The following is a 23,423-nucleotide window of genomic DNA, read 5'->3' on the forward strand; positions in this document are numbered from 1 at the left end:
CTGGACAGGGTTGGCTTCAGGTTTGGCTCAGTTTGCCTGGTGCGGCAAGGAAGACGATGAAGATTCTATTTCTGGTACAGAAAGATCAGCGGGCCATTCTGGACCGCTTGTACGAGGGTGTGGCTGCTCATTGCGAGTGCGACTTGCGGTGGCTCAGCAGTGAGGACCAACGCAACTTGCGCGGCTACTTCCGGCGTGAAGTCGACGTGTCACGGTATGACCGGATTGTGTTCTTCCTGCGCTTCAAGCAGGAAATCCGTCAGGCCGGGTTTATCCGTACGATCCCCAACCTGGTGATTCTTGAGCACGACGCTTACCAGAATTACATTCCTTGCAAGTACACCGGCAAGTTCAGCGCGCATTACCGCCGCATGCCGTGGGTACGGGTGATCAGTTCCGGTTTCGTGGTCGCCGAACGTTTGCGCGGGGAGGGGTTCGACGCGGTGTTCGTTCCCAAGGGATACGACCAGACGCTGTTGCAGGATCAGGGCCGCGAGCGCGATATCGAACTGGCGTTTGTCGGCAGTACCAACAGCGTCGCGTACAGTGGCCGCAAGGCTTTGCTCGATGAGTTGGGGCGCGTTGAATCCCTGGTGGTGACGCGTACCAAGTCCGGTGAAGAGTACTGCGACACGCTCAACCGTATTCGCTTCTTCGTCAGCGCCGATGTCGGTATGGGCGAATTCATGATCAAGAATTTCGAGGCCATGGCGTGCGGCTGTGTGTTGCTGGCCTATGATCAGGGCGCGGCGGAAAGCCGCGCGCTGGGTTTGCAGGACATGCACAATGTCGTGTTCTATCAGGACATCCCTCAGCTACAGGAAAAGCTTGCCAAGCTGCGGGCCGACCCTGAGCTGGCGCAGCGTATCGCCCACAATGGCCGCGAACTGGCGGTCAGCCAGTTCAGCTTTGCGCGTATCGGTCAGCGTATCGTCGAGGAACTCGAACCGGTATTGCGCCCTCGAGCGCCGTTAAGCCTGCTGGAAAAAGTGCGCCTGAAACTGGGTGTTTGACAAGAATTGTTCAGCCATTGATATTGCTGATACTTCGACTTTATCGAGAATCAGGTGCTGTTTTCCGAAGAAAGTAACATCACATTGGTAGTCACCAGCTGTGGCCGCCTGGATCTGCTCAAGGCTACTCTCCAGAGTTTTGATCGGTTTAACACCGCCCCCATTCGCGAAGTGTTCATCACTGAAGATGCGGGTGATGAGGGGGTGCACGCGGTCATTCCTGCACATTGGAAGGATCACTGCACGGTGTTCGTCAATCAGCCGAAGCTGGGCCAGTTGGCGTCGATCGATCTGGCATACGAGCACGTCACCACGCCGTACATCTTTCATTGCGAAGATGATTGGGAATTCTATCGCTCTGGGTTTGTGGAAGATTCCATGACCATACTTGAGTTGCGCCCGCAAATTCTTCAGGTGTGGCTACGCAACTATATTTATGATCTGCGTGTTCACAGTCCCTACATTCATCTGGGGGCGCGTGAGGTTATCGCTGGGGTGCCTTGCTATCCATTGATCTCCGACAAGCCAGAGTGGCAGAGTTTCTCGCTGAACCCCGGGCTGCGCCGCATCAAGGAATATCGGCTGTGCGCTCCCTTTGCCGCGCATAGTGGGGAGAAGGCGCTGTCACAACGTTACGCGCAGCTGTATTTAACGGCAGTGACGCTTGAAGGGGATGCTGTTCTGCATACTGGCTTTGGCGTTCACGTACAGACGCCAGTTGAGCGTCAGCGCAAGGCGCGCCGCAGTCGACGCGAACACGTAAAGTCCGCATTGTTTCTATTGCTGGGAGTCGGCATTGGCTGGTTCATCAATTAAGTGCACCGCAGCTTATATCCTGAGAACCGTGCATTGGCTTCTTGCCCTATGAGTATTCTTAACGTCATGTGGGCAGGCGGCTCTCCGTTCGCCTCGATTCACAAGGTTCATCAGCAGATACTGTCTCAGGCCGACCCCGCCGCGTCGGTCAAGACCTGGTTACTTCAGGGGCACGGGTCAGTATGCGGGGTCAATGTCGGCGACGTTCGGGAGTGGGGGCTGTCCTCTGCCCGCTTGAAAGGGCGACATTTCTGGCGGCTGATGAGGCCCTGGACGCGGGCTAATTTTCAGAAGGCCCTCAAAGACAGTGATGCGAGTGTGCTGCTGCTTGATGGTCTGGGCGTAGCGCGAACGCTGTTGCCCATACTCAAAACCCTACCGCATCTGCGAGCAGTGGTGATTTTTCATGGATCTTCACGACTTCATGCTGCTGACCGAGCGCTCTTTCAGCAGTTTCCGGCTTCCCGGCTGACATTGGCCGCGGTGTCGAACACTCTGGCAGCCTTGCTGGCCCGTGACCTTCAAATGCCGGTCATGACCTTGCGCAGTGCGTTCGACCCTGTCGCCTTCCGCGCGGCAGTGCTCCCTCGGGGGGAGGCCCGGGTCCGGCTGGGATTACCCCTGGACGACACGCCGGTACTCGGTGCGGTGGGACGACTGGTGGAGGAAAAGGGTTTTGCCTGCCTGCTCGATGCCTTCGCCAAGGTGTTGCAGCATCGGCCCGATCTGCGACTGGTGATTATTGGCGAAGGTCCGACCCGCGCAGCGCTGCAAGCCCGTATTGATAACCTGGGGTTACGCGCCAGCGTCTCATTACCGGGCCATCTGAACGACGCCGCGCGGCTTTACAGTGCGTTCGACTGGGTTGCGATCCCTTCGCTGGACGAAGGCCTGGGCCTGATCATGCAAGAAGCTGTGATGGCGGGTGTTCCGGTACTGTCCAGCGAACTGGCAGTGTTTCGCGAGCAGTTGGCAGAAGCAGGCTGGTATGCCCCCGTAGATGATGTGAGCGCCTGGAGCGATGCCATCGAGCGAGCGCTCAGTGTCTCCCCCGGGACGATTGCGGCGGATCAATATCAGGTACTTGCGCCCGACCAGGCCTGGCGGGATTTCAGTCAGACCGCCCGCACATTGCTCTCATGACGGCAGTAAAGCCTGCTCCAGTGCCTGCATTGGAAAGCTGTCGTTCAGCTTCTCTCGGTCAATATAGCGAGCGAAGTGCTGCAGGTTGCGCCTGATCAGATACTTGGGCAGCGGTCCCCGCAAAAAGCGCATGTCCGCCACATCGATCAGGCCCATCCGGTTGTCCGGTGTGACCACGATGTTGCCCAGGTGCAGTGAACGAAAATAGATACCCGATGCGTGAAGGCTGCGGATCAGCCCGACCAGAGCAGGCAAGGACTGTTGCCAGTTGAAACCGTCCTTGCTGGCGATCTGGCGCAGGGTTTCACCCGGCAGAGGCTGGTAAAGCACAGCCGTGATGCCTGGGGCTTGCAGTCGATAGAACTGCAGGACCTGAAAGGTCGGCACGCCAAGCTTTTGCAGTTCGACGGCATTGTCGATGAAGCGTTTTGAATACGGGCGGAACAACGCGGAAGAAAAAACACGCTTGCGACGAAACAGTTTGAGGATATTCCCATCCTGCAACAGGTAGACTTTCGGACCGAAGCTGTCGGTCTCCAGTACTCTGGCGCCTTCAATCATTTGATTTAAAGCGGCTTGCGGAAGCCGGGAGCATTGCATCGTAGGAAGCCTTGTTGAAATAGCGGGGCACTGTGGCGGGCAATGATGCCGAAAAGTTTCAGTTTTAACCATGCCGGGATGGGTGGGAGAACTATCTCAGGAGTAATTTGATGCAAGCAACTCGTTGGGCACAGGTATGGATGACGATGGGGCTGTTGTGGTTTCTGCTGGCCATCGCTTTTGCGCCTACCAACAAAATTTATCAACAGGGGCTGGTTGCACTGCTCTGGTTGCCGGCCATGGTATTCGCCTGGCCGGCGCGTGCTCGGCTTCGGGAGCTCCTTTATGAGCAGCGCTGGGTCTACCTGCCAATGCTCGGCCTGCTGGTCTGGTCGCTGATCAGTCTCTTGTGGACGATCGACCCGGACCCGACTCGCGGCGCCAAGCGTTTGCTGTACATCGCAGTATTCCTGCTGTTCTTCCCGGTGTTTGCCGATGCCCGACCCGAGCGAGTGATTCGCGTCATGCAATGGGGCTGCATCGGGTTGGCGCTGGGTGCGCTACTGGCCATCATCAAGTTCTATTGGGTCAATGGCAATTCCTGGTACGGGCGAATTGAAGGTTTGGGCCAGTTGTCTCACCCGATTTTGGGTGGCTACGTCATTGGATTGGCAGCCGTGTGGCTGGTCCACTGGGTGCCGCAGACCCGCTGGATGAGGGGTGTCTGGGCGGTTGCACTGGCGTTGCTTGGTATGTTTGTGGTGCTTAGCCAGAGTCGTGGTGCCGCCTTGGCGTTGTTGCTCTCTTTCCTCGCCATGCCGATCTGGTGCCGTGATCGACGCAGCCGCATCGTCGCGGTATCGGCGCTGACATTGGCGATGCTGGCTTTCTGGTTTCTCGAGCCTTTGGTCATGGCGCGCGGTGTTTCCTATCGCCCGCAGATCCTCATGGCCAGCCTGCAAATGATCTCCGAACACCCATGGACCGGCCTGGGCCTTGGCGGCAACTACAAGGTGATGGCCGACGGTCAGTACTTCGACCACGCCCATAACCTGTTCACCCATGTGGCTATCGAACTGGGTCTGCCGGGCCTGCTATTGTGGTGCGCGGTGTGGCTTGCAGTACTGCGCGAGGCCTGGAAAGCCCGGGAAACGATATACGGACAAGGTGTCATCGGTGTCTGGTTATTCTCGTTCCTGGCCATGCAGTTCGACGCGGCCAGCCTGACCGGAACGCCAAGAGCCGAGTGGTTCATCAGCTGGTTGCCCATTGGCCTGGCCAGTGTTTTGGTATGGGCGCGGGTCAAAACCGACGCTTGTGATAAAATTTCGCGTTCTTCCTAACCAGTGAGCTCTACGATGAGTGACGCACCGCCCAAAGCGGGACAGGATTCCAGCCTGAAAATCTATTTTCGGCTGTTGGGGTATGTAAAACCCTATGTTGGCCTTTTCCTGCTGAGTATCGTGGGCTTCGTGATTTTTGCCTCCACCCAGCCCATGCTGGCCGGGATTCTCAAATATTTCGTCGATGGCCTGAGCAACCCTGAAGCGGTGCTCTTTCCTAATGTGCCCTATTTGCAAGACTTGCAGTTGCTGATGGCTGTGCCGTTGCTGATCATCCTGATCGCCGCGTGGCAAGGCCTGGGGTCCTTTCTCGGCAACTACTATCTTGCGAAGGTTTCGCTGGGTCTGGTGCATGACTTGCGTGTCGAGCTTTTCAACAAGCTGCTGGTGCTGCCCAACCGCTATTTTGATACCCACAACTCCGGGCATCTGATCTCGCGTATCACTTTCAACGTGACCATGGTCACCGGTGCTGCCACGGATGCCATCAAGGTGGTGATCCGCGAAGGTCTGACCGTGGTCTTCCTGTTTGCCTATCTGCTGTGGATGAACTGGAAGCTGACCTTGGTGATGTTGGCGATCCTGCCGCTGATCGCGCTCATGGTCGGCAATACCAGCAAGAAATTTCGCAAGCAGAGCAAGAAGATCCAGGTTGCGATGGGCGACGTTACTCACGTGGCGTCCGAGACCATCCAGGGTTATCGCGTGGTACGCAGTTTCGGTGGCGAGAGCTACGAGCAGCAGCGTTTCGCCGAGGCCAGTCAGAGCAACACCGACAAACAGCTGCGCATGACCAAGACCGGCGCGGTCTACACGCCAATGTTGCAACTGGTGATCTACTCCGCCATGGCCGTGCTGATGTTCCTGGTGCTGTTTCTGCGCGGTGATGCGACCGCCGGTGACCTGGTGGCCTACATCACCGCTGCCGGTCTGCTACCCAAGCCGATTCGCCAGTTGTCGGAAGTCAGCTCGACGATTCAAAAAGGTGTGGCCGGTGCCGAAAGCATTTTCGAGCAGCTGGATGTCGAGCCGGAAGTCGATTTGGGTACCGTCGAGCAAGAGCGAGTCAGTGGCCGTCTGGATGTGCGCAATCTGAGCTTCACCTACCCTGGAACCGACCGTGAAGTCCTGAAAAATATCAGTTTCACCGCAGCGCCGGGGCAGATGATCGCGTTGGTGGGACGTTCCGGCAGCGGGAAGTCAACCTTGGCCAGCCTGATTCCGCGTTTCTATCACCACGAAACCGGCGAGATCCTGCTCGATGACGTTGAAATCGAAGACTATCGCCTGCGCAACCTGCGTCGGCATGTTGCCCAAGTGACGCAACACGTCACGTTGTTCAACGACACTGTGGCCAACAACATCGCCTACGGTGATCTGGCTGGCGCACCGCGTGCGGATATCGAGAAGGCCGCTGAAGACGCTTATGCGATGGACTTCATTGCCCAGCTGCCGCAAGGCCTGGACACTGAAGTCGGGGAGAACGGTGTGCTGCTTTCCGGTGGTCAGCGCCAGCGTCTGGCAATCGCCCGGGCGTTGCTGAAAAACGCACCACTGCTGATTCTCGACGAAGCGACGTCGGCATTGGATACGGAGTCCGAGCGGCACATTCAAGCCGCGTTGGATAAAGTCATGAAAGGCCGCACTACCTTGGTGATCGCGCACCGTCTGTCGACGATCGAGAAGGCTGACATGATCCTGGTCATGGATCACGGCGAAATCGTCGAGCGTGGCACCCATGCTCAGCTGCTGGCGCAAGGAGGCTATTACTCGCGCTTGCACGCCATGGGCCTGGACACGCCGGCTGAAAACATCGCCTGACACAGACGAGAGGGTGAGCCCGGCTCACCCTCTCGTTCACCCGACGTGCAACGCGCCCGGTGATTTATATCCAGGTCTTTACCTTTCTTGATCAAACGTGAATAAAACTCCGCGCCGCACTTGTTAAGGTTCCTGAGCGAACCTCTGACTTGAATCGAGGGGGCCATCCTCTTCGCACGTGTACTGCAATGTGGCAGATTTCGGATGGTCTGCGAGCAGTTGGGTCACTCGATGGTGCTGCCCCACCTCAACGGCTCGCAGCCGTGTCGCGCGATGCTCGCCGGTGATTTTTGCTCGGCTCCTGCCCATCGGCTGGTGCGGCCGGTGTACCGGCGCGATTACGAGATGCTTGGTTATGAAAGCAGAGCGACCGATGTCGGTTTGCGCGCAAGTGACCCAAAGGGCTTGTACCAGAGGGGGCAGGGAAGGACGGATCAAGGATTTCACCGGCATCGACAGTCCCCATGAGGCACCACTGCGTGCTGAATGCGAGATTGACACGCAGACGCTGTCGATTGCGGATACCTGCCATCGGTTATCGGGTTTATTGATCAATAAATGAGTAAAAACCCCTGTTGAATCATCCCATTGCAGCCGCCACACAAGCCCACGCCAACCCTGTGGTAATATCGCGGCCCTGTTCATTTTGTATGTGGGTTGCTCCATGAAGTTGTCCATGCCGCGATTCGATCAAGCCCCTGTCTTGGTGGTCGGCGATGTCATGCTCGACCGTTACTGGCATGGTGGTACCTCACGGATCTCCCCTGAGGCGCCGGTACCGGTCGTCAAAGTCGAGCAAATCGAGGACCGCCCGGGCGGTGCCGCCAACGTTGCGTTGAACATTGCCGCCCTGGGCGCACCGGCCTCGCTGGTTGGTGTGACCGGCGACGATGAGGCCGCCGACAGCCTAGCCAATAGCCTCAAGGGCGCTGGCGTGCGGGCGTTGTTCCAGCGCATCGCGCACCAGCCGACCATCGTCAAGCTGCGTGTCATGAGCCGTCACCAGCAACTGCTGCGTATCGACTTTGAAGAGCCCTTCGCCACCGACGCCCTGGCGCTGGGTGAGCAAGTCGACGAGTTGCTCGAAGGCATCAAGGTGCTGGTGCTGTCCGACTACGGCAAAGGTGCGCTGAAAAACCATCAGGTGCTGATCCAGGCCGCCCGTGCCCGTGGCATTCCGGTGCTGGCCGATCCCAAGGGCAAGGATTTCTCGATCTACCGTGGCGCGAGCCTGATCACGCCGAACCTCAGCGAATTCGAAACCATTGTCGGCGGTTGCGCCGATGAGCACGAGCTGGTGAGCAAGGGCGCGCAGTTGATGCACGACCTGGACCTCGGTGCGTTGCTGGTGACACGTGGCGAGCACGGCATGACCTTGCTGCGCCCGGATCATCCGGCGCTGCACCTGCCGGCGCGCGCGCGCGAAGTGTTCGACGTGACCGGTGCCGGCGACACGGTGATTTCCACGCTGGCGGCTGCGATTGCCGCGGGCGAAGAACTGCCCCACGCGGTGGCCCTGGCCAACCTGGCGGCGGGCATCGTCGTCGGCAAACTCGGTACAGCGGCGATCAGCGCCCCGGAACTGCGTCGTGCCATCCAGCGCGAAGAAGGTTCCGAGCGCGGTGTGCTGGGCCTTGAGCAGTTGCTGCTGGCGGTCGACGATGCGCGTGCGCATAAAGAGAGAATCGTTTTCACCAACGGCTGCTTCGACATCCTGCACGCCGGCCACGTGACCTACCTCGAGCAGGCACGCGCCCAAGGCGATCGTCTGATCGTTGCGGTCAACGACGATGCCTCTGTCAGCCGCCTGAAAGGGCCGGGTCGTCCGATCAACAGCGTCGACCGTCGCATGGCCGTACTGGCCGGTCTGGGCGCCGTGGATTGGGTGATCAGCTTTCCTGAAGGCACCCCGGAAAACCTGCTGCGCGAGGTCAAGCCGGACGTGTTGGTCAAGGGCGGAGATTACGGGATCGACCAGGTGGTCGGCGCCGACATCGTCACCGCTTACGGCGGAACCGTGAAAGTGCTGGGGCTGGTGGCAAACAGCTCGACCACCGCAATAGTCGAAAAAATCCGCAATAACTGAAAACGACGCGGTCACTGTGGCGAGGGAGCAAGCTCCCTCGCCACACAAGCACTCTTGTTCCTATCGCACTGCCTTACGTGGCACGATTTTCTTCAGCAATTGCTTCGCTTTCCCACGCAACCGCGCTAAACCGGAATCCTTCCCCGGCGGGCTCAACCCCTGCTGACGTACCCAATCCTTCCAGCGAATCCGCTCATCGCGCACCAGCCAGCCTTCCTGCTGGGCAAAACTCTCTGCCAGGTACAGCCCGCGCGTACTCGCCGGGTACAGCTGATCCTTTTTCAAGGTATACAGCTCAGCCATCGGCTGGCCGTCCTGCAGTGGCATCAAATACAAATCGGGGCGCTTGCGATCGAGCCGGGCCACCAGTTGATCGCCCTCCAGTCGCTCATCGACATGAAACAGGCTCAGGGACTTGGCTTCCTTCGGTACGTCCAGGCGCAAGTCATAGATCAATTGCAACGAGGCCGTCGGCAAGTGCACGTAAGCCCGTGGACGTTCGATCAACTGCATCTTGGCGCAACGCACTGGCCGCGCCGAGCCGGACAACGGCGTCAGGCGAAAAGGCAACGCCTCGCGATAATGCAGCGCAGAGGAGTAGGGCGCCGGCAGCCAGGTGTCATTGAAACGTCCGCCGAGCCAGCCTTCGGGGGTTTCCAGCAGACACTCTTCGGCGATCTCCTGGATCGCCGTATGCAGCGGCAGGTTCAACTCGTGGGCCGGCACGTAACCGGAGATCAACTTGAGCACCACATCGCCGCGGTCTTGCCGGCGCTGACGTACCAACACCCAGTAATCGCGATTCTGCCAATGCAGGGTCAGGCGCACCGAGACCCCAAGGTTGGCCAGTTCCAGCGCGAAGCGCTCAGTGTCGGGCACCGTCACCGGACGGCGACGTTGCAGGGTCTGGGAGAAATTGAGCGGCATCCCGACGCTCTGATAGCTCAAGCCTTCGGGAGTCGCTTCGACGTACAACGGCAGGGTCTTGAAGTTGCTCGGGTTCTTTCTTATGAGCGTGCGCGGCATGTCGGCTCCTGCTTAAGGCCGCGTGCGCGGCATCAGTTTCTACGTAGGACCTGGGCAACGGTCGCGACGTTGTGGGCGAGGTGCAGCGGATTGATGGTCCCGACAATAGCACTGGCAACACCCGGATGTTCAAACAACAACTCGAAGCTGGCGCGCACCGGGTCCACGCCCGGACTCAGGCAGACGTGACCGCTGGCGAGGGCTTTTTTGACCAGAATGGCTTTGCCGTGAGCAGCAGCATAGTCAATGACTGGCTTCTCGTTCTGTTCGTTCAGATTGTAGGTGACCATGGCGCAATCACCCTGTTCCAGAGCCTTCAATCCCCCTTCGACGGTTTTTCCGGAAAAACCGAAGCCGCGAATCTTGCCTTCGGCCTTGAGCGCGGCGAGGGTCGCGTAGACCTCGCTGTCATTGAGAATCGCCAGGTCGTTGCCGTCGGAGTGCACCAGCACCAGATCGATAACATCCGTTTCCAGGCGTTGCAGGCTGCGCTCTACTGAACGTCGAGTGTGGGCGGCGCTGAAGTCGTGACTTGACTGGCCGTCGGCAAATTCTTCACCAACCTTGCTGACGATCACCCAGTCCTGACGCTGACCACGCAAGAGCGGGCCGAGGCGCTCTTCGCTGCGGCCATAAGCCGGGGCGGTGTCGATCAGATTGATGCCCATGTCGCGCGCGAGTTTGAGCAGCATGCGTGCTTCGTCATCACCGGGAATCTGGAAGCCGTTGGGGTATTTCACGCCCTGATCGCGGCCCAGTTTGACGGTGCCCAGGCCCAGTGGTGAAACCAGCAGGCCGGTGCTGCCCAGGGGGCGATGCAGGTCGTGCAGGGTCTTTACGCTCATGGCAGCAGTTGCTCCCAGGCTGGAATGCAAATCGGTGGTTTTGGCAGGTCGGGCAACGGCGCCGGGTGGCTTGGCTGGATGCCGTCACGCTGCAAAGACGTGATGACCCGGTCGGCGAAGTCCGGTGCCAGCGCCAGTTTGGTCGGCCAACCAACCAGCAGCCGGCCTTCTTCGGCAAGGAAGGCATTGTCCGGACGCGTCAGCCCCGATTGCAGCGGTTCGGCGCGATCCACACGCAAGGTGGCCCATTGCGCGGTGCTCAGGTCGATCCATGGCAGCAACTGGCCGAGTTCTTTCTGAGCGGTGGCGATTTGCTCGGCGGGTTCGCGGGCGACCCCTTCGGCTTCAGCAATGTCGCCGCCCATGTACCAGACCCATTGGCCATCGGCGGCAGGGTGGGTGGTCACGGTCAGGCGCGGTTTGGTGCCGCCACCCAGGCAGTGGGCGTACAGGGGTTTGAGGCTTGGGCCTTTGGCGATGATCATGTGCAACGGCCGGCGTTGCATGGCCGGCTGGCTCAGCCCCAGGGCTTCGAGCAACGCCGCTGTGCCGGCACCGGCGCTGAGCACGATGCGCTGGGCGCGGATTTCGCGCTCGTCGACCTTCAGGCCTACCAGACCGCCAGCTTCCAGTAACGGTTCGATCTTCTGGCCGGCGAGCAGGCCGTCACCGGCCAGATCGGCCAGGCGCTGAATCAGGCTCGGCACGTCGATCACCAGTTCCGCCAATCGGTAAACCTTGCCCTTGAAGCGCTTGTCTTGCAGGGCCGGCGGCAGTTGGTCGCCCTTGACCTGATCGACACGGCCGCGCACCGCTTTGCTGGCGAAGAAACTGGTGAGGTTGCCGGCGAGGGTGCCAGGGGACCAGAGGTAATGGGCTTCTGACAGCAGGCGCACGCCGGACAAGTCCAGCTCGCCGTCGCCGGCCAGGGCTTCACGCCAGCGGCGCGGCATGTCGGCGATGGCTTCCGAGGCACCGGTCAGGGCGCCATGCAGCGCGTACTTGGCGCCACCGTGGATGATGCCCTGGGACTTCACACTCTGCCCGCCGCCGAGGCTGGCGCTTTCCACCAGCACGGTCGAAAAACCCTGGCGGCGCAGGCGTGCATTCAGCCAGAGGCCGGCGACACCAGCGCCGACAATCAGAACGTCGGTGGAAATAACGGATGGCATGCAGCGACCTCAGTGTTCAAGACGAGGGCGCAGTATACAGACTCGAAGAAGAGGGGATTTGTTGGGGATCAATGTCTATTAGGCAATGGAGATTACGGTGGCGAGGGAGCTTGCGCCCGCTGGGTGGCGAAGCCGCCCCAAAACCTGAATCCGAGGTCTGTCTGACACTCGGGTTTACGACCGCTTCGCAGTCGAGCGGTAGCAAGCTCCCTCGCCACAGGCTTGTTGTATTCAGTCAGTGCCCGGCGGTTTTGGAGAAAAGCTGGATGACGACGACGCCCAGCACGATGAGCGCCATTCCGAGCATCGCCGGCACATCCAGTTTCTGCCCGTAGATAAACAGCGCCGCGACGCTGACCATCACGATCCCCATGCCGGCCCACACCGCATAAGCGACGCCCACCGGAACGCTGCGCACCACCAGGGTCAGCATCCAGAAGGCAATGCCGTAACCGACAATCACCAGAATCAGCGGCAGCGGGGTGCTGAAGCCTTTGACGGCTTTCATTGAAACGGTCGCGATCACTTCGGCGCAGATGGCAATGGCCAGGTAGTAGTAAGCGGTCATAGGTGCATCCTCGTGTGAAGTGTTGCTGTCTGAGTTCGGCATTCTAGAGATTCTCCAGATGCGGTAAAGTCATTACCTATCTGTTCTGAAGATGGGTTGCCTCATGAACATGCAATGGAATCTGGAGCAGCTGCGCTTGTTTGTCAGCGTAGCGGAGCAGCGTTCGTTTTCTGCCGTAGCGCGGGATCAGCGCAAGGCGCAGTCGGCGGTCAGCAGTTCGATTGCGCTGCTGGAGGAAGACCTCGGCGTCAGCCTGTTCGACCGCAGCAGCGGCCGTCAGCCGAAACTCACCGAGGCCGGCAATGCCTTGCTGGAAGAGGCGCGGGAAGTCTTGCGTCAGTGCGAACGCCTGAACGGCCGGGCGCTGGCGATGATGCGCGGTCAGGAAGCGCGTTTGCGGGTGGCTCAGGATGAGGCGATGCCCTATCAGCCGATCATCGAAAGCTTTGCAGCTCTGGCGGACAAATTCCCCAGCCTTGAAGTGCAACTGACCAGCGCCGCTCAAGGTGATGTGGCGCGCAAACTGGTCGAGCGTCGGGCCGACCTGGGGCTGCTGTTTTATCACGACCAGATCCCCGAAGCGCTTGAGCGTCGCGTGCTCGGCAGCGTTGAGATGCTCACCGTGTGCGGCGTCGGCCACCCATTGGCGAAACAGGCGCAGGTTGATTGTCAGCAACTGGCACGGCACCGCCAGTTGCTGATGTCCACGCAGTCCAGCGTCTATCCCGGCAGTGAACCCGCCAGCCCGCAGGTCTGGCGGGCCGACAGCTTTTACGTGATGGCCGAATGGCTGGTGCGCGGCCTCGGCTGGGCCTGGCTGCCGCGGCACGTGGTGCAGTACCCGGCGTATCAGGACCTGATGGTCGAACTGGACAGCGAATGGACCCCGCCGGCGCTGGTTGTGGAACTGGTCTGGCGCCGCGACGAACCCCTCGGCCCGGCGGCTCGCTGGCTGGCAGAACGTTTTGCCGTGCACTTGCAGGCGATCGGTGAAAAAACCGATAAACTCCGCCGCCATGAATAGAACTCTCTACACCGCGCTGTTTTACCTGGGGCTGCCATTGGTGGCGATTCGGCTGTGGCTGCGTTCGCGCAAGGCGCCGGCGTATGCCAAACGCATTGGCGAACGCTTCTCCCTCGGCCTGCCGACGATGAAGCCGGGGGGCATCTGGGTGCACGCAGTATCCGTGGGCGAGAGCATTGCCGCAGCGCCGATGATTCGCGCCCTGCTGCAACGTCATCCACAGCTGCCAATTACCGTGACCTGCATGACCCCGACCGGTTCGGAGCGCATCCATGCCCTGTTTGCCAACGAGCCGCGCATCCAGCACTGCTATTTGCCTTACGACTTGCCGTGCGCGGCGGCACGGTTTCTTGATCGGGTCCAGCCGAAACTGGCGGTCATCATGGAAACCGAACTCTGGCCGAACCACATCCATCAGTGCGCCAAACGCGGGATTCCGGTGGCGTTGGCCAATGCGCGATTGTCCGAACGCTCCGCCAAGGGCTATGGCCGCTTCCGAAAACTCACCCAGCCGATGCTGGTGGAGATGAGCCTGTTCGCGGTGCAGACCGAAGCCGAGGCTCAGCGCTTCCGTAACCTGGGTGCGCGTGCGGACACCGTCGAAGTGACCGGCTCGATCAAGTTTGACCTGACCATCGATCCGCAATTGCTTCTGCGCGCCACCGAATTGCGCGCGCAATGGCAGGCGCAGGAACGCCCGGTGTGGATCGCCGCGAGTACTCACGAAGGTGAAGACGAAGTGGTGCTGGCGGCCCATCGTCAGTTGTTGGCCCATCATCCCGATACGTTGCTGATTCTGGTGCCGCGTCATCCAGAGCGTTTCAACCCGGTGTTCGAGTTGTGCCAGCAGCAGGGTTTCGCCACGGTGCGTCGTTCTTCCGGCGAGCCGGTCACGGCGAATACGTCGGTGTTGCTGGGCGACACCATGGGTGAGTTGTTGTTTCTTTATGCCTTGGCGGACAGCGCGTTTGTCGGCGGCAGCCTGGTGCCAAACGGCGGGCATAACCTGCTGGAACCGGCGGCGCTGGCCAAACCGGTGCTGAGCGGCCCGCACCTGTTCAACTTCCTCGAAATCGCCGCGCAATTGCGCAGCGCCGGGGCGTTGCAGGAGGTGGAGGATGCAGAAGGCCTGGCGCTGGCGGTGCAGCGGCTGTTCGAATTGCCGCGCGATGCGCAGCGAATGGCGGAGGCGGGGTTGAGGGTGATGCGTACCAATCAAGGTGCGTTGCAGCGGTTGCTGGATGGGCTTGGTCGATTGATCGACAAATCTTGAATCCGCCATAGATCCATTGTGGCGAGGGGCTTCTGTGGCGAGGGGGCCTGTCGGAACGCCGCTTCGCCCCGTTCGACTGCGTAGCAGACGTAAAATCAACCAATGCGGTCTGTCTGGCAGACCGCTTGCTCAGGATTTGGGGTCGCTTCGCTGCCCAGCGGAAGCAAGCTCCCTCGCCACAGAGCTGGTTTTTACTGCGTTGGATTTGCCTTCAACTGCGCCGCCGCAGCCTTGGCCAGGTCCGGTGGCAGGAAGTCCTTGTCCGGGTTGTAGTCGGCCTTGAGATAGCGCGCCAGGTCCTGCAAATCCCCCGGGTTCAATGTGCCGGCGGCCTGCTTCAAGCGCAGGTTGTCGAGGATGTAATCGTAGCGGGTGTTGTTGTAGTCGCGCACCGAGGTGTACAGCTGACGCTGGGCATCCAACACGTCGACGATGTTTCGCGTGCCGACCTGATAACCGATTTCAGTCGCTTCCACCGCGCTCTGGTTGGAGATGATCGACTGCTTGCGCGCCTGCACCTGCTCGACGTCGGTGTTCACCGCCCGGTGCAGGTTGCGGGTGCTTTCCACGATTTGCCGGCGCAGGGATTCACGTTGCTGCTCGGACTGGTCCAGTTGCGCATACGATTGGCGCACCTGGGAATTGATCAGACCGCCACTGTAGATCGGGATGTTCAGTTGCAATCCCACGGACGTTTGGTCGACGTTGCCTTTATAAGCCGGGCCGGAGATGGTCGGGTTGCTGAACCCCAGGGCGTCGTTGTCACCTTTCTGGTACTTCGCCACGGCATCCAGGGTCGGCGCATGACCGGCCTTGCGCTGCTTGAGGGTTTCTTCGGCGGCACTGACGGCGTAGTTGCTGGCCAGCAAATTCAGGTTCTGCTTGGCGGCGGTTTCGACCCAGGCCTTGGCATCATTCGGTGCTGGCGGCAGGATCGGCAGTGTGTGGACGATGCCCTGGATCGAGTTGTACTGACGATTGGTCAGGGTGATCAGCGCTTCGAACGCGTCATCCACCTGGCGCTGCGCAACTATCCGGTTGGCCCGTGCGGTGTCGTAACTGGCTTGCGATTGCAGCACGTCGGTCTTGTCCGACAGGCCGACATCGAAGCGCTCGTTGGACTGGTCGAGCTGGCGTTTGAATGCCGCTTCCTCGGCCTTGGTCGAGGCCAGGTTGTCCTGGGTGCGCAGCACGTTGAAGTAGTTTTCAGCGGTCTGCAGAATGAGGTTCTGTTCGGTGGCCGAGAGTTGCAGCGCGGCCTGCTCGTTGACGTCTTTGGCAGCCTGGAACTGGAACCAGCGATCAGCTCGGAACAGTGGCTGCGCCAGAGTAGCCTGATACGAATGCGCATTGCGGTTGATCGTGGTCGCAGGCTGATCGATCGAGGTGCGCACGTTGTTCAGTTCGGCGCCGCCCGACAGGTTTGGCAGCAGCCCGGCGCGGGCCTGGGGCACGACTTCTTTCTGGGCGCCATATTGAGCGCGGGCGGCAGCCAGGTCGGCGTTGTTGTCCACCGCTTCCTGGTAGACGCTGACCAGATCGGTTTTTGTCGATAAGGGCGCTTCTGCTGCCCATGCCATTCCATTGGACGCACAAGACACGGCAAGGGCCAGTGAGAGTTTGCGCAGCATTTGACGATCCCTAGAAAATTACGCTGATAATTTGAGCGCCAAGGCTACGGCGCGGCCCATACAGCGTCAAGGCGCGGCACGGCGTAGCGAGTGTAGTTGTGCGCAACGATGGCAACAATCCTGTAATTGCGCCATTCATCATGGTGTTTACCGCGGTGTTGGCGTTCTTTGCCAGTTGTGTCTAGACTGGCCGGGTTCTTGTCGGGGTGCCTTGCTATGAGGCTGAGATCGAATAATTTCGGATCCCGTTGAACCTGATCAGGTTAGCGCCTGCGTAGGGAACAAGATTTCTCGTCACCCGGCGAGTCCTCTTGTGCTTCGTCCGGGATGTTGTTCGACAATCGAACACCCCTCGAGCACTGAGCACAGCACCAACGGCTTCGTTATGGCTGATTGGTCGCGTCCATTCGTTACAGGTTCGCTCCGACAAAATTCCACTGCCTGGATGCTGTCTGGAGAGCCCGTGATGACGATAAAACTAAAAAACACTACGAACCTGAGTGACTCGGCCCAAGTCGATCAACAATCGGTTCAGCCGTTTACCCGCTCGCAAAAAATCTATGTCCAGGGTTCTCGCCCGGACATCCTCGTGCCGATGCGCGAAATCAGCCTCGACGTGACCCCGACCGACTTCGGCGGCGAGATCAACGCGCCTGTCGTTGTGTACGACACCTCGGGCCCGTACACCGACCCCAACGTCATCATCGACGTGCGCAAAGGCCTGGCCGATGTGCGTTCGCCGTGGATCGAATCCCGTGGCGACACCGAGCGCCTGCCCGGCCTGAGCTCGAACTTCGGCCAGGAACGCCTCGCCGACGCCGAACTGACCAAGCTGCGTTTTGCCCACGTCAACAACCCGCGCCGCGCCAAGGCCGGGGCCAACGTCAGCCAGATGCACTACGCCCGCCAAGGCATCATCACCGCCGAGATGGAATACGTCGCCATTCGCGAAAACATGAAGCTCGAAGTGGCTCGCGCTGCCGGGCTGCTGGACCAGCAACACGCCGGTCACAGCTTCGGCGCCAGCGTGCCGAAAATCATCACCCCCGAATTCGTCCGTGACGAGATCGCCCGTGGTCGCGCGATCATCCCGGCCAACATCAACCACACCGAACTGGAACCGATGATCATCGGCCGTAACTTCCTGGTGAAGATCAACGGCAACATCGGCAACAGCGCACTGGGTTCGTCCATCGAAGAAGAAGTGGCGAAACTGACCTGGGGCATTCGCTGGGGTTCGGACACGGTCATGGACCTGTCCACCGGCAAGCACATTCACGAAACCCGCGAGTGGATCATCCGCAACTCGCCGGTGCCGATCGGTACCGTACCGATTTATCAGGCCCTGGAAAAAGTCGGCGGCGCGGCCGAAGACCTGACCTGGGAGCTGTTCCGCGACACGCTGATCGAACAGGCCGAGCAGGGCGTCGATTACTTCACCATCCACGCCGGCGTGTTGCTGCGCTACGTGCCGCTGACCGCCAAGCGCGTCACCGGCATCGTGTCCCGTGGTGGTTCGATCATGGCCAAGTGGTGCCTGGCGCATCACAAAGAGAACTTCCTCTACACCCATTTCGAAGACATCTGCGAAATCATGAAGGCCTACGACGTCAGCTTCTCGCTGGGCGATGGCCTGCGTCCGGGCTCGATTGCCGACGCCAACGACGCCGCGCAATTCGGTGAGCTGGAAACCCTCGGCGAGCTGACCAAGATCGCGTGGAAGCACGACGTGCAATGCATGATCGAAGGCCCGGGCCACGTGCCGATGCAGTTGATCAAAGAGAACATGGACAAGCAGCTCGAGTGCTGCGACGAGGCGCCGTTCTACACCCTTGGCCCGCTGACCACCGACATTGCGCCGGGCTACGACCACATCACCTCGGGTATCGGTGCGGCGATGATCGGCTGGTTCGGTTGCGCGATGCTGTGCTACGTCACGCCGAAGGAACACTTGGGCCTGCCGAACAAGGATGACGTGAAGACCGGGATCATCACCTACAAGATCGCCGCGCATGCCGCCGATCTGGCCAAAGGGCATCCGGGCGCGCAGATCCGCGACAATGCCTTGAGCAAGGCGCGTTTCGAATTCCGTTGGGAAGACCAGTTCAACCTGGGCCTTGATCCCGACACCGCGCGTTCATATCACGACGAGACGTTGCCGAAGGATTCGGCCAAGGTCGCGCATTTCTGTTCGATGTGCGGGCCGAAATTCTGTTCGATGAAGATCACCCAGGAAGTCCGCGAATACGCGGCCAACCAGCGCATCGAAACCGTCGACGCCGAAGTCGCCCAGGGATTGGCGGACCAGGCTGAGCGGTTCAAGCAGGAAGGCAGTCAGCTGTACAAGAAGGTTTGATCTGACCTGAAAAGGTGGGGCTTGAAAGGGCCCCATCGCGGGCAAGCCTGCCCCCACAGGATTTGTGTCGGACACAGAGTTTGTGATCGACACGATACCTGTGGGAGCGGGCTTGCCCGCGATAGCGGTCAACACAACAAAAAATGTCCCTCTGAGATAACACCCTTGAGCATTCAACCCAGCACTTATTCCCCTGACATCGCGGTGCCAATCGACAAACGTGTCTTCGGCGGTCGCGATCTGTTTTCCCTGTGGTTCTCCCTCGGCATCGGCCTGATGGTGCTGCAGACCGGCGCCTTGCTCGCACCAGGTCTTGGCCTGTCCGGCTCGTTGCTGGCGATTTTTCTCGGCACACTGGTCGGCGTTCTGCTGCTGGCCGCTGTCGGCGTGATCGGCAGCGACACCGGCCTGTCGTCGATGGCCGCGCTCAAACTCAGCCTCGGCAAACGCGGCGCGAGCCTGCCGGCCGTGCTGAACCTGCTGCAGCTGATCGGTTGGGGTTCGTTCGAAATCATCGTGATGCGCGACGCCGCCAGCTTGCTGGGTGCGCGGGCGTTCAGCGAAGGCAGCCTGCTGTCGAACCCGCTGCTCTGGACCGTATTTTTTGGTGGTTTGGCGACCTTGCTGGCCGTCAGCGGTCCGCTGACTTTTGTCCGTCAGATCCTGCGCAAGTGGGGTATCTGGCTGCTGCTGGCCGCGTGCATCTGGCTGACCTGGAACCTGTTCGCCAAAGCCGATCTGACCGCGTTGTGGGCTCAGGCCGGTGACGGTTCGATGCCGTTCGCCGTGGGCTTTGATATCGCGATTGCGATGCCGCTGTCGTGGCTGCCGCTGATTGCCGACTACTCGCGTTTCGGCAAGCGTGCGAAAAACGTGTTCGGCGGTACAGCGATTGGCTTCTTTATCGGCAACTTCTGGCTGATGAGCCTCGGCGTCGCCTACACCCTGGCGTTCGCGCCGAGCGGTGAAGTGAATGCCTTGCTGTTGGCATTGGCCGGTGCTGGCTTGGGGATTCCGCTGTTGCTGATTCTGCTGGACGAGTCGGAAAACGCTTTTGCGGACATTCACTCGGCGGCGGTTTCCAGCGGGATTCTGTTGCGCTTGAAAGTCGAGCATCTGGCCTTGGCGATTGGCGTGATCTGCACATTGATCGCGTGCCTGGCGCCGTTGGCCCAGTACCAGAACTTTCTGCTGTTGATCGGCTCGGTGTTTGCGCCGCTGTTCGGCGTGGTGCTGGTGGATCACTTCATCCTGCGCAAACGCAGTGCTCAAGTGGCGTCAGCCGCATTGCGCTGGCCGGCGCTGCTCGCCTGGTTGGGCGGGGTGAGCACTTATCACTTGTTGGCGAATCTGTATCCGGACATCGGCGCAACCCTGCCGTCGTTGATTCTGGCAGGGCTGCTCCAGCTGGTGCTGGGCCGGGCCTTCAGTTACGGCCGGGAAACAGCTCGGGCTTGAGAATGCCGTTCAGGCGTGGGTAGGGGATCTTCAGTTCGACGTGGCCCAGCGCGTAAGGCGCGATGGTGCTGGTTTCGTACTTGAGGATCACCCCGCCGTAGGTCAGCGCCACGTTCTGGGTTTTCTGGAAATGCCATTCCTTCAGGAAATCCGGTTCCTGATCGAGCTTGGTGCTGATCAGCCAGCTGTTGTGCGCCACTTGCGCGGCTTTCCAGAACGCCTCTTCCTGCCCCGGTACCAACATGTCGGACAAGGTCAGCACTTTATGCTGCTGGCGCGAATAGTTGATGAAGCTGCGGCCCGGCGTGCCATGCGCGCCGCCAGTGTCCAGGTAGCTGGAAAACTCGACGATCACCAAGCCGTCATGCTGCTCACGTACTTTGGCTTGCAGGTAGCTGCTGTAGCGCGGGCCGGCGGTGCGCAAAAACTCATCGCGATAGGCCGTCAGCGTCGGTGCCGCAGGGGCATCGGGCGAAGTGCGGGTCATCTGCAGCAGGCGCTTTTCGACAATACCGTCAAGTTGAGGCTCGGCCGGGAAGCGCAGCGTATCGATGTTCACCAGCGGGCAGTCAGGTGTCGTGCAACCCGGTTTCAGCGTTTCGGTGGCGTCGCGGGTGGTTTCCAGCGGCGCCCGGTAGTTGGGTTGGAACAAGCTCTGGCAGGCGCCCAGGGTCAGGGCGATTGCGGCCACGGAAACGATTTTAAAAAGCGACATGGGCGTCCTTCATAAAACAGGGAAAGGCAAAAAGTTATCCGCTTCGACTCTCAACGAAGCAGTCAGTTCGCCACTAAGCTAATTAGAGTTGGTTTCGCCCTCACCGTCTATCTCGCTGATGGGAAAGGGGCTGCATCAAACGGCGCGAGCGCGTTAGGATGGCGCGAAGTTGAGGTTGGAGCCTCTTCATGGATTTGCAGTAAACGAGGATTGTCATGACTGATTTTGCCAACGCCATTCCGACCGCCGTTGATATCGTTCGGCGCGAAAAGTGCTACGAGGGCTTTTACAAGCTCGATCGTGTGCACTTGCGCCATGAGTTGTTTGCCGGTGGCATGAGTCGCGAGATCAATCGTGAAGTGTTTGTTCGCCATGATGCGGTGTGCGTGTTGCCCTACGATCCGCAACGCGATGAAGTGGTGCTGATCGAGCAGTTTCGCGTTGGCGCGATGGGCAAGACCGACACCCCGTGGCTGATCGAGCTGGTCGCCGGTCTGATCGACAAGGATGAAGTACCGGAAGAAGTTGCTCACCGCGAGGCGCAGGAGGAAGCTGGGCTTGTGTTCGGGGCGCTCTGGCCGATGACCAAATACTTTCCATCGCCGGGCGGCAGCAACGAATTTGTGCACTTGTACCTGGGGCGTTGCGACAGCACCGGAGTCGGCGGCCTGCATGGGCTGGAGGAAGAAGCAGAAGATATCCGCGTCACGGTCTGGGCGTTCGAAGATGCCCTGCAGGCCGTCCGCGACGGACGAATTGCCAACGCGGCCAGCATCATTGCCTTGCAATGGTTAGCTTTGAACCGCGCTGAAGTGAGGGGGCTATGGTCGTAAACAAGCTGCGCGATCGTTACAGGGTGGACCTCGTGGGGCTGCAGGCCTCTTGCGAGGCCAACTACGCGCGCCTTATGCGACTGCTGCCGGACATGCGCAACGAACCCGAGGCGCGGCGAATTGCCGTGACCCACGGCGACCAGATGCTCGGCGTACTGGCCCTCGAAGTGCTGCAGGTCTGTCCGTACACCACGACCCTGCAAGTGCGCCAGGAACACAGCCTGCCGTGGCTGCCGGTACCGCAACTGGAAGTGCAGGTCTATCACGATGCGTGCATGGCCGAAGTGGTCAGCGCCGAACATGCGCGACGCTTTCGTGGCATCTATCCTTACCCGAATGCCTCAATGCATCAGCCGGATGAAAAGGCCCAGTTGAATATGTTCCTGGGTGAATGGCTGAGCCATTGTCTGGCGTGTGGGCATGAGTACGCTGTCGTTCGATAGATGTGAACTGTGTCAGGTTCGCAGGTTTCCCCTTTTGATCGTCCCCCAGCATAATTGCGGCACTCATCCAATCCCGTGATTCAGCCTGGGAGAACGCCTTGCCGAGCGTATCCACTTTGACCACCGCCGATCCGGCGTTGCTGGTGCAACTGTCCGACAGTCATCTGTTTGCCGAAGTGGACGGGACGTTGCTGGGCATGAATACCCGGGACAGCCTGCAAAAGGTCATTGAGCTGGTGCGTGTTCAGCAGCCGCAGATTGATCTGATCGTTGCCAGTGGTGATCTGTCTCAGGACGGGACGCTGGAGTCGTATCAGTTGTTTCGTGACCTGACCCGACAGCTTGATGCGCCGGCGCGCTGGATTCCTGGCAATCATGATGAGCCGCGGATCATGGCTGAGGCGGCGGTGCAGAGTGCGCTGCTGGAGCCGGTGGTGGATGTCGGTAACTGGCGGGTGACTTTGCTGGATTCGGCGGTGCCGGGGTCGGTGCCGGGGTATTTGCAGGATGAGCAGTTGCAGTTGCTGGCGCGTTCGTTGAGTGAGGCGCCGGAGCGGCATCATCTGGTGTGTTTTCACCATCATCCTGTGTCGATTGGTTGTGCGTGGATGGAACCTATTGGCTTGCGCAATCCAGAGGCTTTGTTTGCTGTGCTGGATCGCTTTCCGCAGGTGCGTGCTGTTTTGTGGGGGCATGTGCATCAGGAGGTTGATCAGGAGCGCAATGGGGTGCGGTTGATTGCTTCGCCTTCGACGTGCATTCAGTTTGAGCCTGGGAGTGATGATTTCAAGGTCGGGGAGCAGGCGCCGGGGTATCGGTGGTTGCGGTTGTTGCCGGATGGGCGGATTGAAACTGGCGTTGAGCGGGTCACCGGGTTCGACTTTCGGGTTGATTACGGCTCCAACGGCTACTGACACTTGGCGGCCTACGGGCCGACCATGTTGTGGTTGACGGGGTATATATCCATTTCTGCGGTAACGGCTGCTGGCGGTTTCGCCCTTACGGCGAGGCACTTTTTTCAAACGCCAAAAAAGTACCCAAAAAGGCTCGCCCCAAACGTCCGGCCCCTCGCCTAGGCTCGGCGTTCCCTCGCTCCGGTATCCATCCGGGGACACTGCCCTCCGGTCTGCTTCGCGACGACCTACATGCAGCGTGTTCGACTGCGTCGAACGGCGCTACGCGCCACTCCCCGGATGAACACCTCCACTCAGCCTCCCGACGGGGCGGGTGGATCAAGATCAAGAGCAGGCGAGCTAACGCTCGACCTATTGAGTGGTGAAGAGCGAACGGTGTACGCCGTCCCCTTGTGGGAGCTGG

Annotated in this window: 21 protein-coding genes and 1 riboswitch; of the genes, 14 read left to right on the forward strand and 7 right to left on the reverse strand. The window is 59.9% G+C overall.

Going from position 1 to position 23,423, the window contains the following annotated elements; translation table 11 throughout:
• Positions 1–56: 56 nt before the first annotated feature.
• Genes K0F88_RS01645 through K0F88_RS01655 form a run of 3 tightly spaced genes read left to right on the forward strand, consistent with a single transcriptional unit; the run spans position 57 to position 2,972 of the window.
• On the forward strand, positions 57–1,013 hold the full coding sequence (locus tag K0F88_RS01645) for a glycosyltransferase (protein WP_219093529.1): 957 nt from the start codon (positions 57–59) through the stop codon (positions 1,011–1,013).
• 54 nt (positions 1,014–1,067) lie between these two features.
• Positions 1,068–1,829, forward strand: coding sequence for a glycosyltransferase family 2 protein (locus K0F88_RS01650; protein WP_219093532.1), 762 nt, complete (start codon positions 1,068–1,070; stop codon positions 1,827–1,829).
• Between the two features lie 48 nt (positions 1,830–1,877).
• A complete protein-coding gene (locus tag K0F88_RS01655) occupies positions 1,878–2,972 on the forward strand; it encodes a glycosyltransferase (RefSeq protein WP_219093535.1) in 1,095 nt (364 codons plus the stop codon).
• On the opposite strand, the gene K0F88_RS01660 is transcribed toward K0F88_RS01655, so the two are convergent.
• The gene (locus tag K0F88_RS01660) at positions 2,967–3,572 is read right to left on the reverse strand and encodes a toluene tolerance protein (protein WP_219093856.1); all 606 of its coding nucleotides are present in this window, start codon (positions 3,570–3,572) and stop codon (positions 2,967–2,969) included. The two genes, K0F88_RS01655 and K0F88_RS01660, sit on opposite strands and share 6 nt — an antisense overlap.
• Positions 3,573–3,682: 110 nt before the next feature.
• Here K0F88_RS01660 and K0F88_RS01665 point away from each other — a divergent pair, with 110 nt between their 5' ends.
• The 4 genes from K0F88_RS01665 to hldE all read left to right on the forward strand — a co-directional run bounded on the left by K0F88_RS01665 (position 3,683) and on the right by hldE (position 8,762).
• Positions 3,683–4,855, forward strand: a complete 1,173-nt coding sequence (locus K0F88_RS01665; protein ID WP_219093538.1) for an O-antigen ligase — start codon at positions 3,683–3,685, stop codon at positions 4,853–4,855.
• Positions 4,856–4,870: 15 nt separating this feature from the next.
• Positions 4,871–6,676 (forward strand): lipid A export permease/ATP-binding protein MsbA, encoded by a 1,806-nt coding sequence (msbA, locus tag K0F88_RS01670; RefSeq protein ID WP_219093540.1) that lies wholly within the window; start codon positions 4,871–4,873, stop codon positions 6,674–6,676.
• A 373-nt stretch (positions 6,677–7,049) separates the two neighbouring features.
• On the forward strand, positions 7,050–7,238 hold the full coding sequence (locus tag K0F88_RS01675) for an adenylyl-sulfate kinase (RefSeq protein WP_257605170.1): 189 nt from the start codon (positions 7,050–7,052) through the stop codon (positions 7,236–7,238).
• Positions 7,239–7,340: 102 nt separating this feature from the next.
• Positions 7,341–8,762 (forward strand): bifunctional D-glycero-beta-D-manno-heptose-7-phosphate kinase/D-glycero-beta-D-manno-heptose 1-phosphate adenylyltransferase HldE, encoded by a 1,422-nt coding sequence (gene hldE / locus K0F88_RS01680; protein ID WP_219093543.1) that lies wholly within the window; start codon positions 7,341–7,343, stop codon positions 8,760–8,762.
• Between the two features lie 60 nt (positions 8,763–8,822).
• Here the strand turns inward: hldE and K0F88_RS01685 are convergent, their stop codons facing one another.
• The 4 genes from K0F88_RS01685 to K0F88_RS01700 form a co-directional block, all read right to left on the reverse strand.
• Entirely contained in the window at positions 8,823–9,788 is a 966-nt protein-coding gene (locus K0F88_RS01685) for a metal ABC transporter ATPase (protein ID WP_145310719.1), read from the reverse strand.
• Positions 9,789–9,820: 32 nt separating this feature from the next.
• Positions 9,821–10,633, reverse strand: coding sequence for an aldo/keto reductase (locus tag K0F88_RS01690; RefSeq protein WP_219093545.1), 813 nt, complete (start codon positions 10,631–10,633; stop codon positions 9,821–9,823).
• Positions 10,630–11,805 (reverse strand): FAD-binding oxidoreductase, encoded by a 1,176-nt coding sequence (locus K0F88_RS01695; protein ID WP_219093548.1) that lies wholly within the window; start codon positions 11,803–11,805, stop codon positions 10,630–10,632. The genes K0F88_RS01690 and K0F88_RS01695 overlap by 4 nt, the downstream gene beginning before the upstream one ends.
• 235 nt (positions 11,806–12,040) lie before the next feature.
• Positions 12,041–12,373 (reverse strand): multidrug efflux SMR transporter, encoded by a 333-nt coding sequence (locus K0F88_RS01700; RefSeq protein WP_008027887.1) that lies wholly within the window; start codon positions 12,371–12,373, stop codon positions 12,041–12,043.
• 103 nt (positions 12,374–12,476) lie between these two features.
• Between K0F88_RS01700 and K0F88_RS01705 the strand changes: the two genes are divergently transcribed.
• Both K0F88_RS01705 and waaA read left to right on the forward strand, forming a co-directional pair.
• Positions 12,477–13,397 carry a LysR family transcriptional regulator gene (locus K0F88_RS01705; protein ID WP_219093552.1) on the forward strand — a complete coding sequence of 307 codons (921 nt, stop codon included), beginning with the start codon at positions 12,477–12,479 and terminating at the stop codon, positions 13,395–13,397.
• Positions 13,390–14,670 carry a lipid IV(A) 3-deoxy-D-manno-octulosonic acid transferase gene (waaA, locus tag K0F88_RS01710; protein ID WP_219093555.1) on the forward strand — a complete coding sequence of 427 codons (1,281 nt, stop codon included), beginning with the start codon at positions 13,390–13,392 and terminating at the stop codon, positions 14,668–14,670. Before K0F88_RS01705 ends, waaA begins: the two co-directional genes overlap by 8 nt.
• A 191-nt stretch (positions 14,671–14,861) precedes the next feature.
• Here waaA and K0F88_RS01715 read toward each other — a convergent pair whose 3' ends face one another.
• A complete protein-coding gene (locus K0F88_RS01715; RefSeq protein WP_219093558.1) occupies positions 14,862–16,301 on the reverse strand; it encodes a TolC family outer membrane protein in 1,440 nt (479 codons plus the stop codon).
• Between the two features lie 192 nt (positions 16,302–16,493).
• Positions 16,494–16,599: riboswitch (TPP riboswitch) on the forward strand.
• 168 nt (positions 16,600–16,767) lie between these two features.
• Between K0F88_RS01715 and thiC the strand changes: the two genes are divergently transcribed.
• Positions 16,768–18,657: a phosphomethylpyrimidine synthase ThiC gene (gene thiC, locus K0F88_RS01720; protein ID WP_219093560.1), complete on the forward strand. Its 1,890-nt coding sequence runs from the start codon at positions 16,768–16,770 to the stop codon at positions 18,655–18,657.
• Between the two features lie 165 nt (positions 18,658–18,822).
• On the forward strand, positions 18,823–20,115 hold the full coding sequence (cytX, locus tag K0F88_RS01725) for a putative hydroxymethylpyrimidine transporter CytX (protein WP_219093563.1): 1,293 nt from the start codon (positions 18,823–18,825) through the stop codon (positions 20,113–20,115).
• Here the strand turns inward: cytX and K0F88_RS01730 are convergent.
• Positions 20,084–20,830 (reverse strand): RsiV family protein, encoded by a 747-nt coding sequence (locus K0F88_RS01730; protein ID WP_094469440.1) that lies wholly within the window; start codon positions 20,828–20,830, stop codon positions 20,084–20,086. The two genes, cytX and K0F88_RS01730, sit on opposite strands and share 32 nt — an antisense overlap.
• 215 nt (positions 20,831–21,045) lie before the next feature.
• Between K0F88_RS01730 and K0F88_RS01735 the strand changes: the two genes are divergently transcribed.
• The 3 genes from K0F88_RS01735 (at position 21,046) to cpdA (ending at position 23,020) form a co-directional block, all read left to right on the forward strand.
• A complete protein-coding gene (locus K0F88_RS01735; RefSeq protein WP_219093566.1) occupies positions 21,046–21,663 on the forward strand; it encodes an NUDIX domain-containing protein in 618 nt (205 codons plus the stop codon).
• On the forward strand, positions 21,654–22,106 hold the full coding sequence (locus K0F88_RS01740) for a DUF1249 domain-containing protein (protein ID WP_008153350.1): 453 nt from the start codon (positions 21,654–21,656) through the stop codon (positions 22,104–22,106). Before K0F88_RS01735 ends, K0F88_RS01740 begins: the two co-directional genes overlap by 10 nt.
• Positions 22,107–22,204: 98 nt before the next feature.
• A complete protein-coding gene (gene cpdA / locus K0F88_RS01745) occupies positions 22,205–23,020 on the forward strand; it encodes a 3',5'-cyclic-AMP phosphodiesterase (protein ID WP_219093568.1) in 816 nt (271 codons plus the stop codon).
• Positions 23,021–23,423: the final 403 nt, after the last annotated feature.

This window comes from Pseudomonas sp. UMAB-40, assembly GCF_900095275.1.
Lineage (GTDB): Bacteria > Pseudomonadota > Gammaproteobacteria > Pseudomonadales > Pseudomonadaceae > Aquipseudomonas > Aquipseudomonas mandelii_B.

Excerpts from the sequence above, each read along its gene's own strand:
- K0F88_RS01735 (WP_219093566.1), top strand. The coding sequence starts at position 21,046 with ATGACTGATTTTGCCAACGCCATTCCGACCGCCGTTGATATCGTTCGG.
- K0F88_RS01740 (WP_008153350.1), top strand. The coding sequence starts at position 21,654 with ATGGTCGTAAACAAGCTGCGCGATCGTTACAGGGTGGACCTCGTGGGG.
- thiC (WP_219093560.1), top strand. The coding sequence starts at position 16,768 with ATGACGATAAAACTAAAAAACACTACGAACCTGAGTGACTCGGCCCAA.
- K0F88_RS01715 (WP_219093558.1), bottom strand. The coding sequence starts at position 16,301 with ATGCTGCGCAAACTCTCACTGGCCCTTGCCGTGTCTTGTGCGTCCAAT.
- msbA (WP_219093540.1), top strand. The coding sequence starts at position 4,871 with ATGAGTGACGCACCGCCCAAAGCGGGACAGGATTCCAGCCTGAAAATC.
- hldE (WP_219093543.1), top strand. The coding sequence starts at position 7,341 with ATGAAGTTGTCCATGCCGCGATTCGATCAAGCCCCTGTCTTGGTGGTC.
- K0F88_RS01690 (WP_219093545.1), bottom strand. The coding sequence starts at position 10,633 with ATGAGCGTAAAGACCCTGCACGACCTGCATCGCCCCCTGGGCAGCACC.
- K0F88_RS01685 (WP_145310719.1), bottom strand. The coding sequence starts at position 9,788 with ATGCCGCGCACGCTCATAAGAAAGAACCCGAGCAACTTCAAGACCCTG.
- K0F88_RS01705 (WP_219093552.1), top strand. The coding sequence starts at position 12,477 with ATGAACATGCAATGGAATCTGGAGCAGCTGCGCTTGTTTGTCAGCGTA.
- K0F88_RS01730 (WP_094469440.1), bottom strand. The coding sequence starts at position 20,830 with ATGTCGCTTTTTAAAATCGTTTCCGTGGCCGCAATCGCCCTGACCCTG.
- K0F88_RS01665 (WP_219093538.1), top strand. The coding sequence starts at position 3,683 with ATGCAAGCAACTCGTTGGGCACAGGTATGGATGACGATGGGGCTGTTG.
- waaA (WP_219093555.1), top strand. The coding sequence starts at position 13,390 with ATGAATAGAACTCTCTACACCGCGCTGTTTTACCTGGGGCTGCCATTG.
- K0F88_RS01645 (WP_219093529.1), top strand. The coding sequence starts at position 57 with ATGAAGATTCTATTTCTGGTACAGAAAGATCAGCGGGCCATTCTGGAC.
- K0F88_RS01700 (WP_008027887.1), bottom strand. The coding sequence starts at position 12,373 with ATGACCGCTTACTACTACCTGGCCATTGCCATCTGCGCCGAAGTGATC.
- K0F88_RS01695 (WP_219093548.1), bottom strand. The coding sequence starts at position 11,805 with ATGCCATCCGTTATTTCCACCGACGTTCTGATTGTCGGCGCTGGTGTC.
- K0F88_RS01660 (WP_219093856.1), bottom strand. The coding sequence starts at position 3,572 with ATGCAATGCTCCCGGCTTCCGCAAGCCGCTTTAAATCAAATGATTGAA.
- K0F88_RS01675 (WP_257605170.1), top strand. The coding sequence starts at position 7,050 with ATGTCGGTTTGCGCGCAAGTGACCCAAAGGGCTTGTACCAGAGGGGGC.
- K0F88_RS01655 (WP_219093535.1), top strand. The coding sequence starts at position 1,878 with ATGAGTATTCTTAACGTCATGTGGGCAGGCGGCTCTCCGTTCGCCTCG.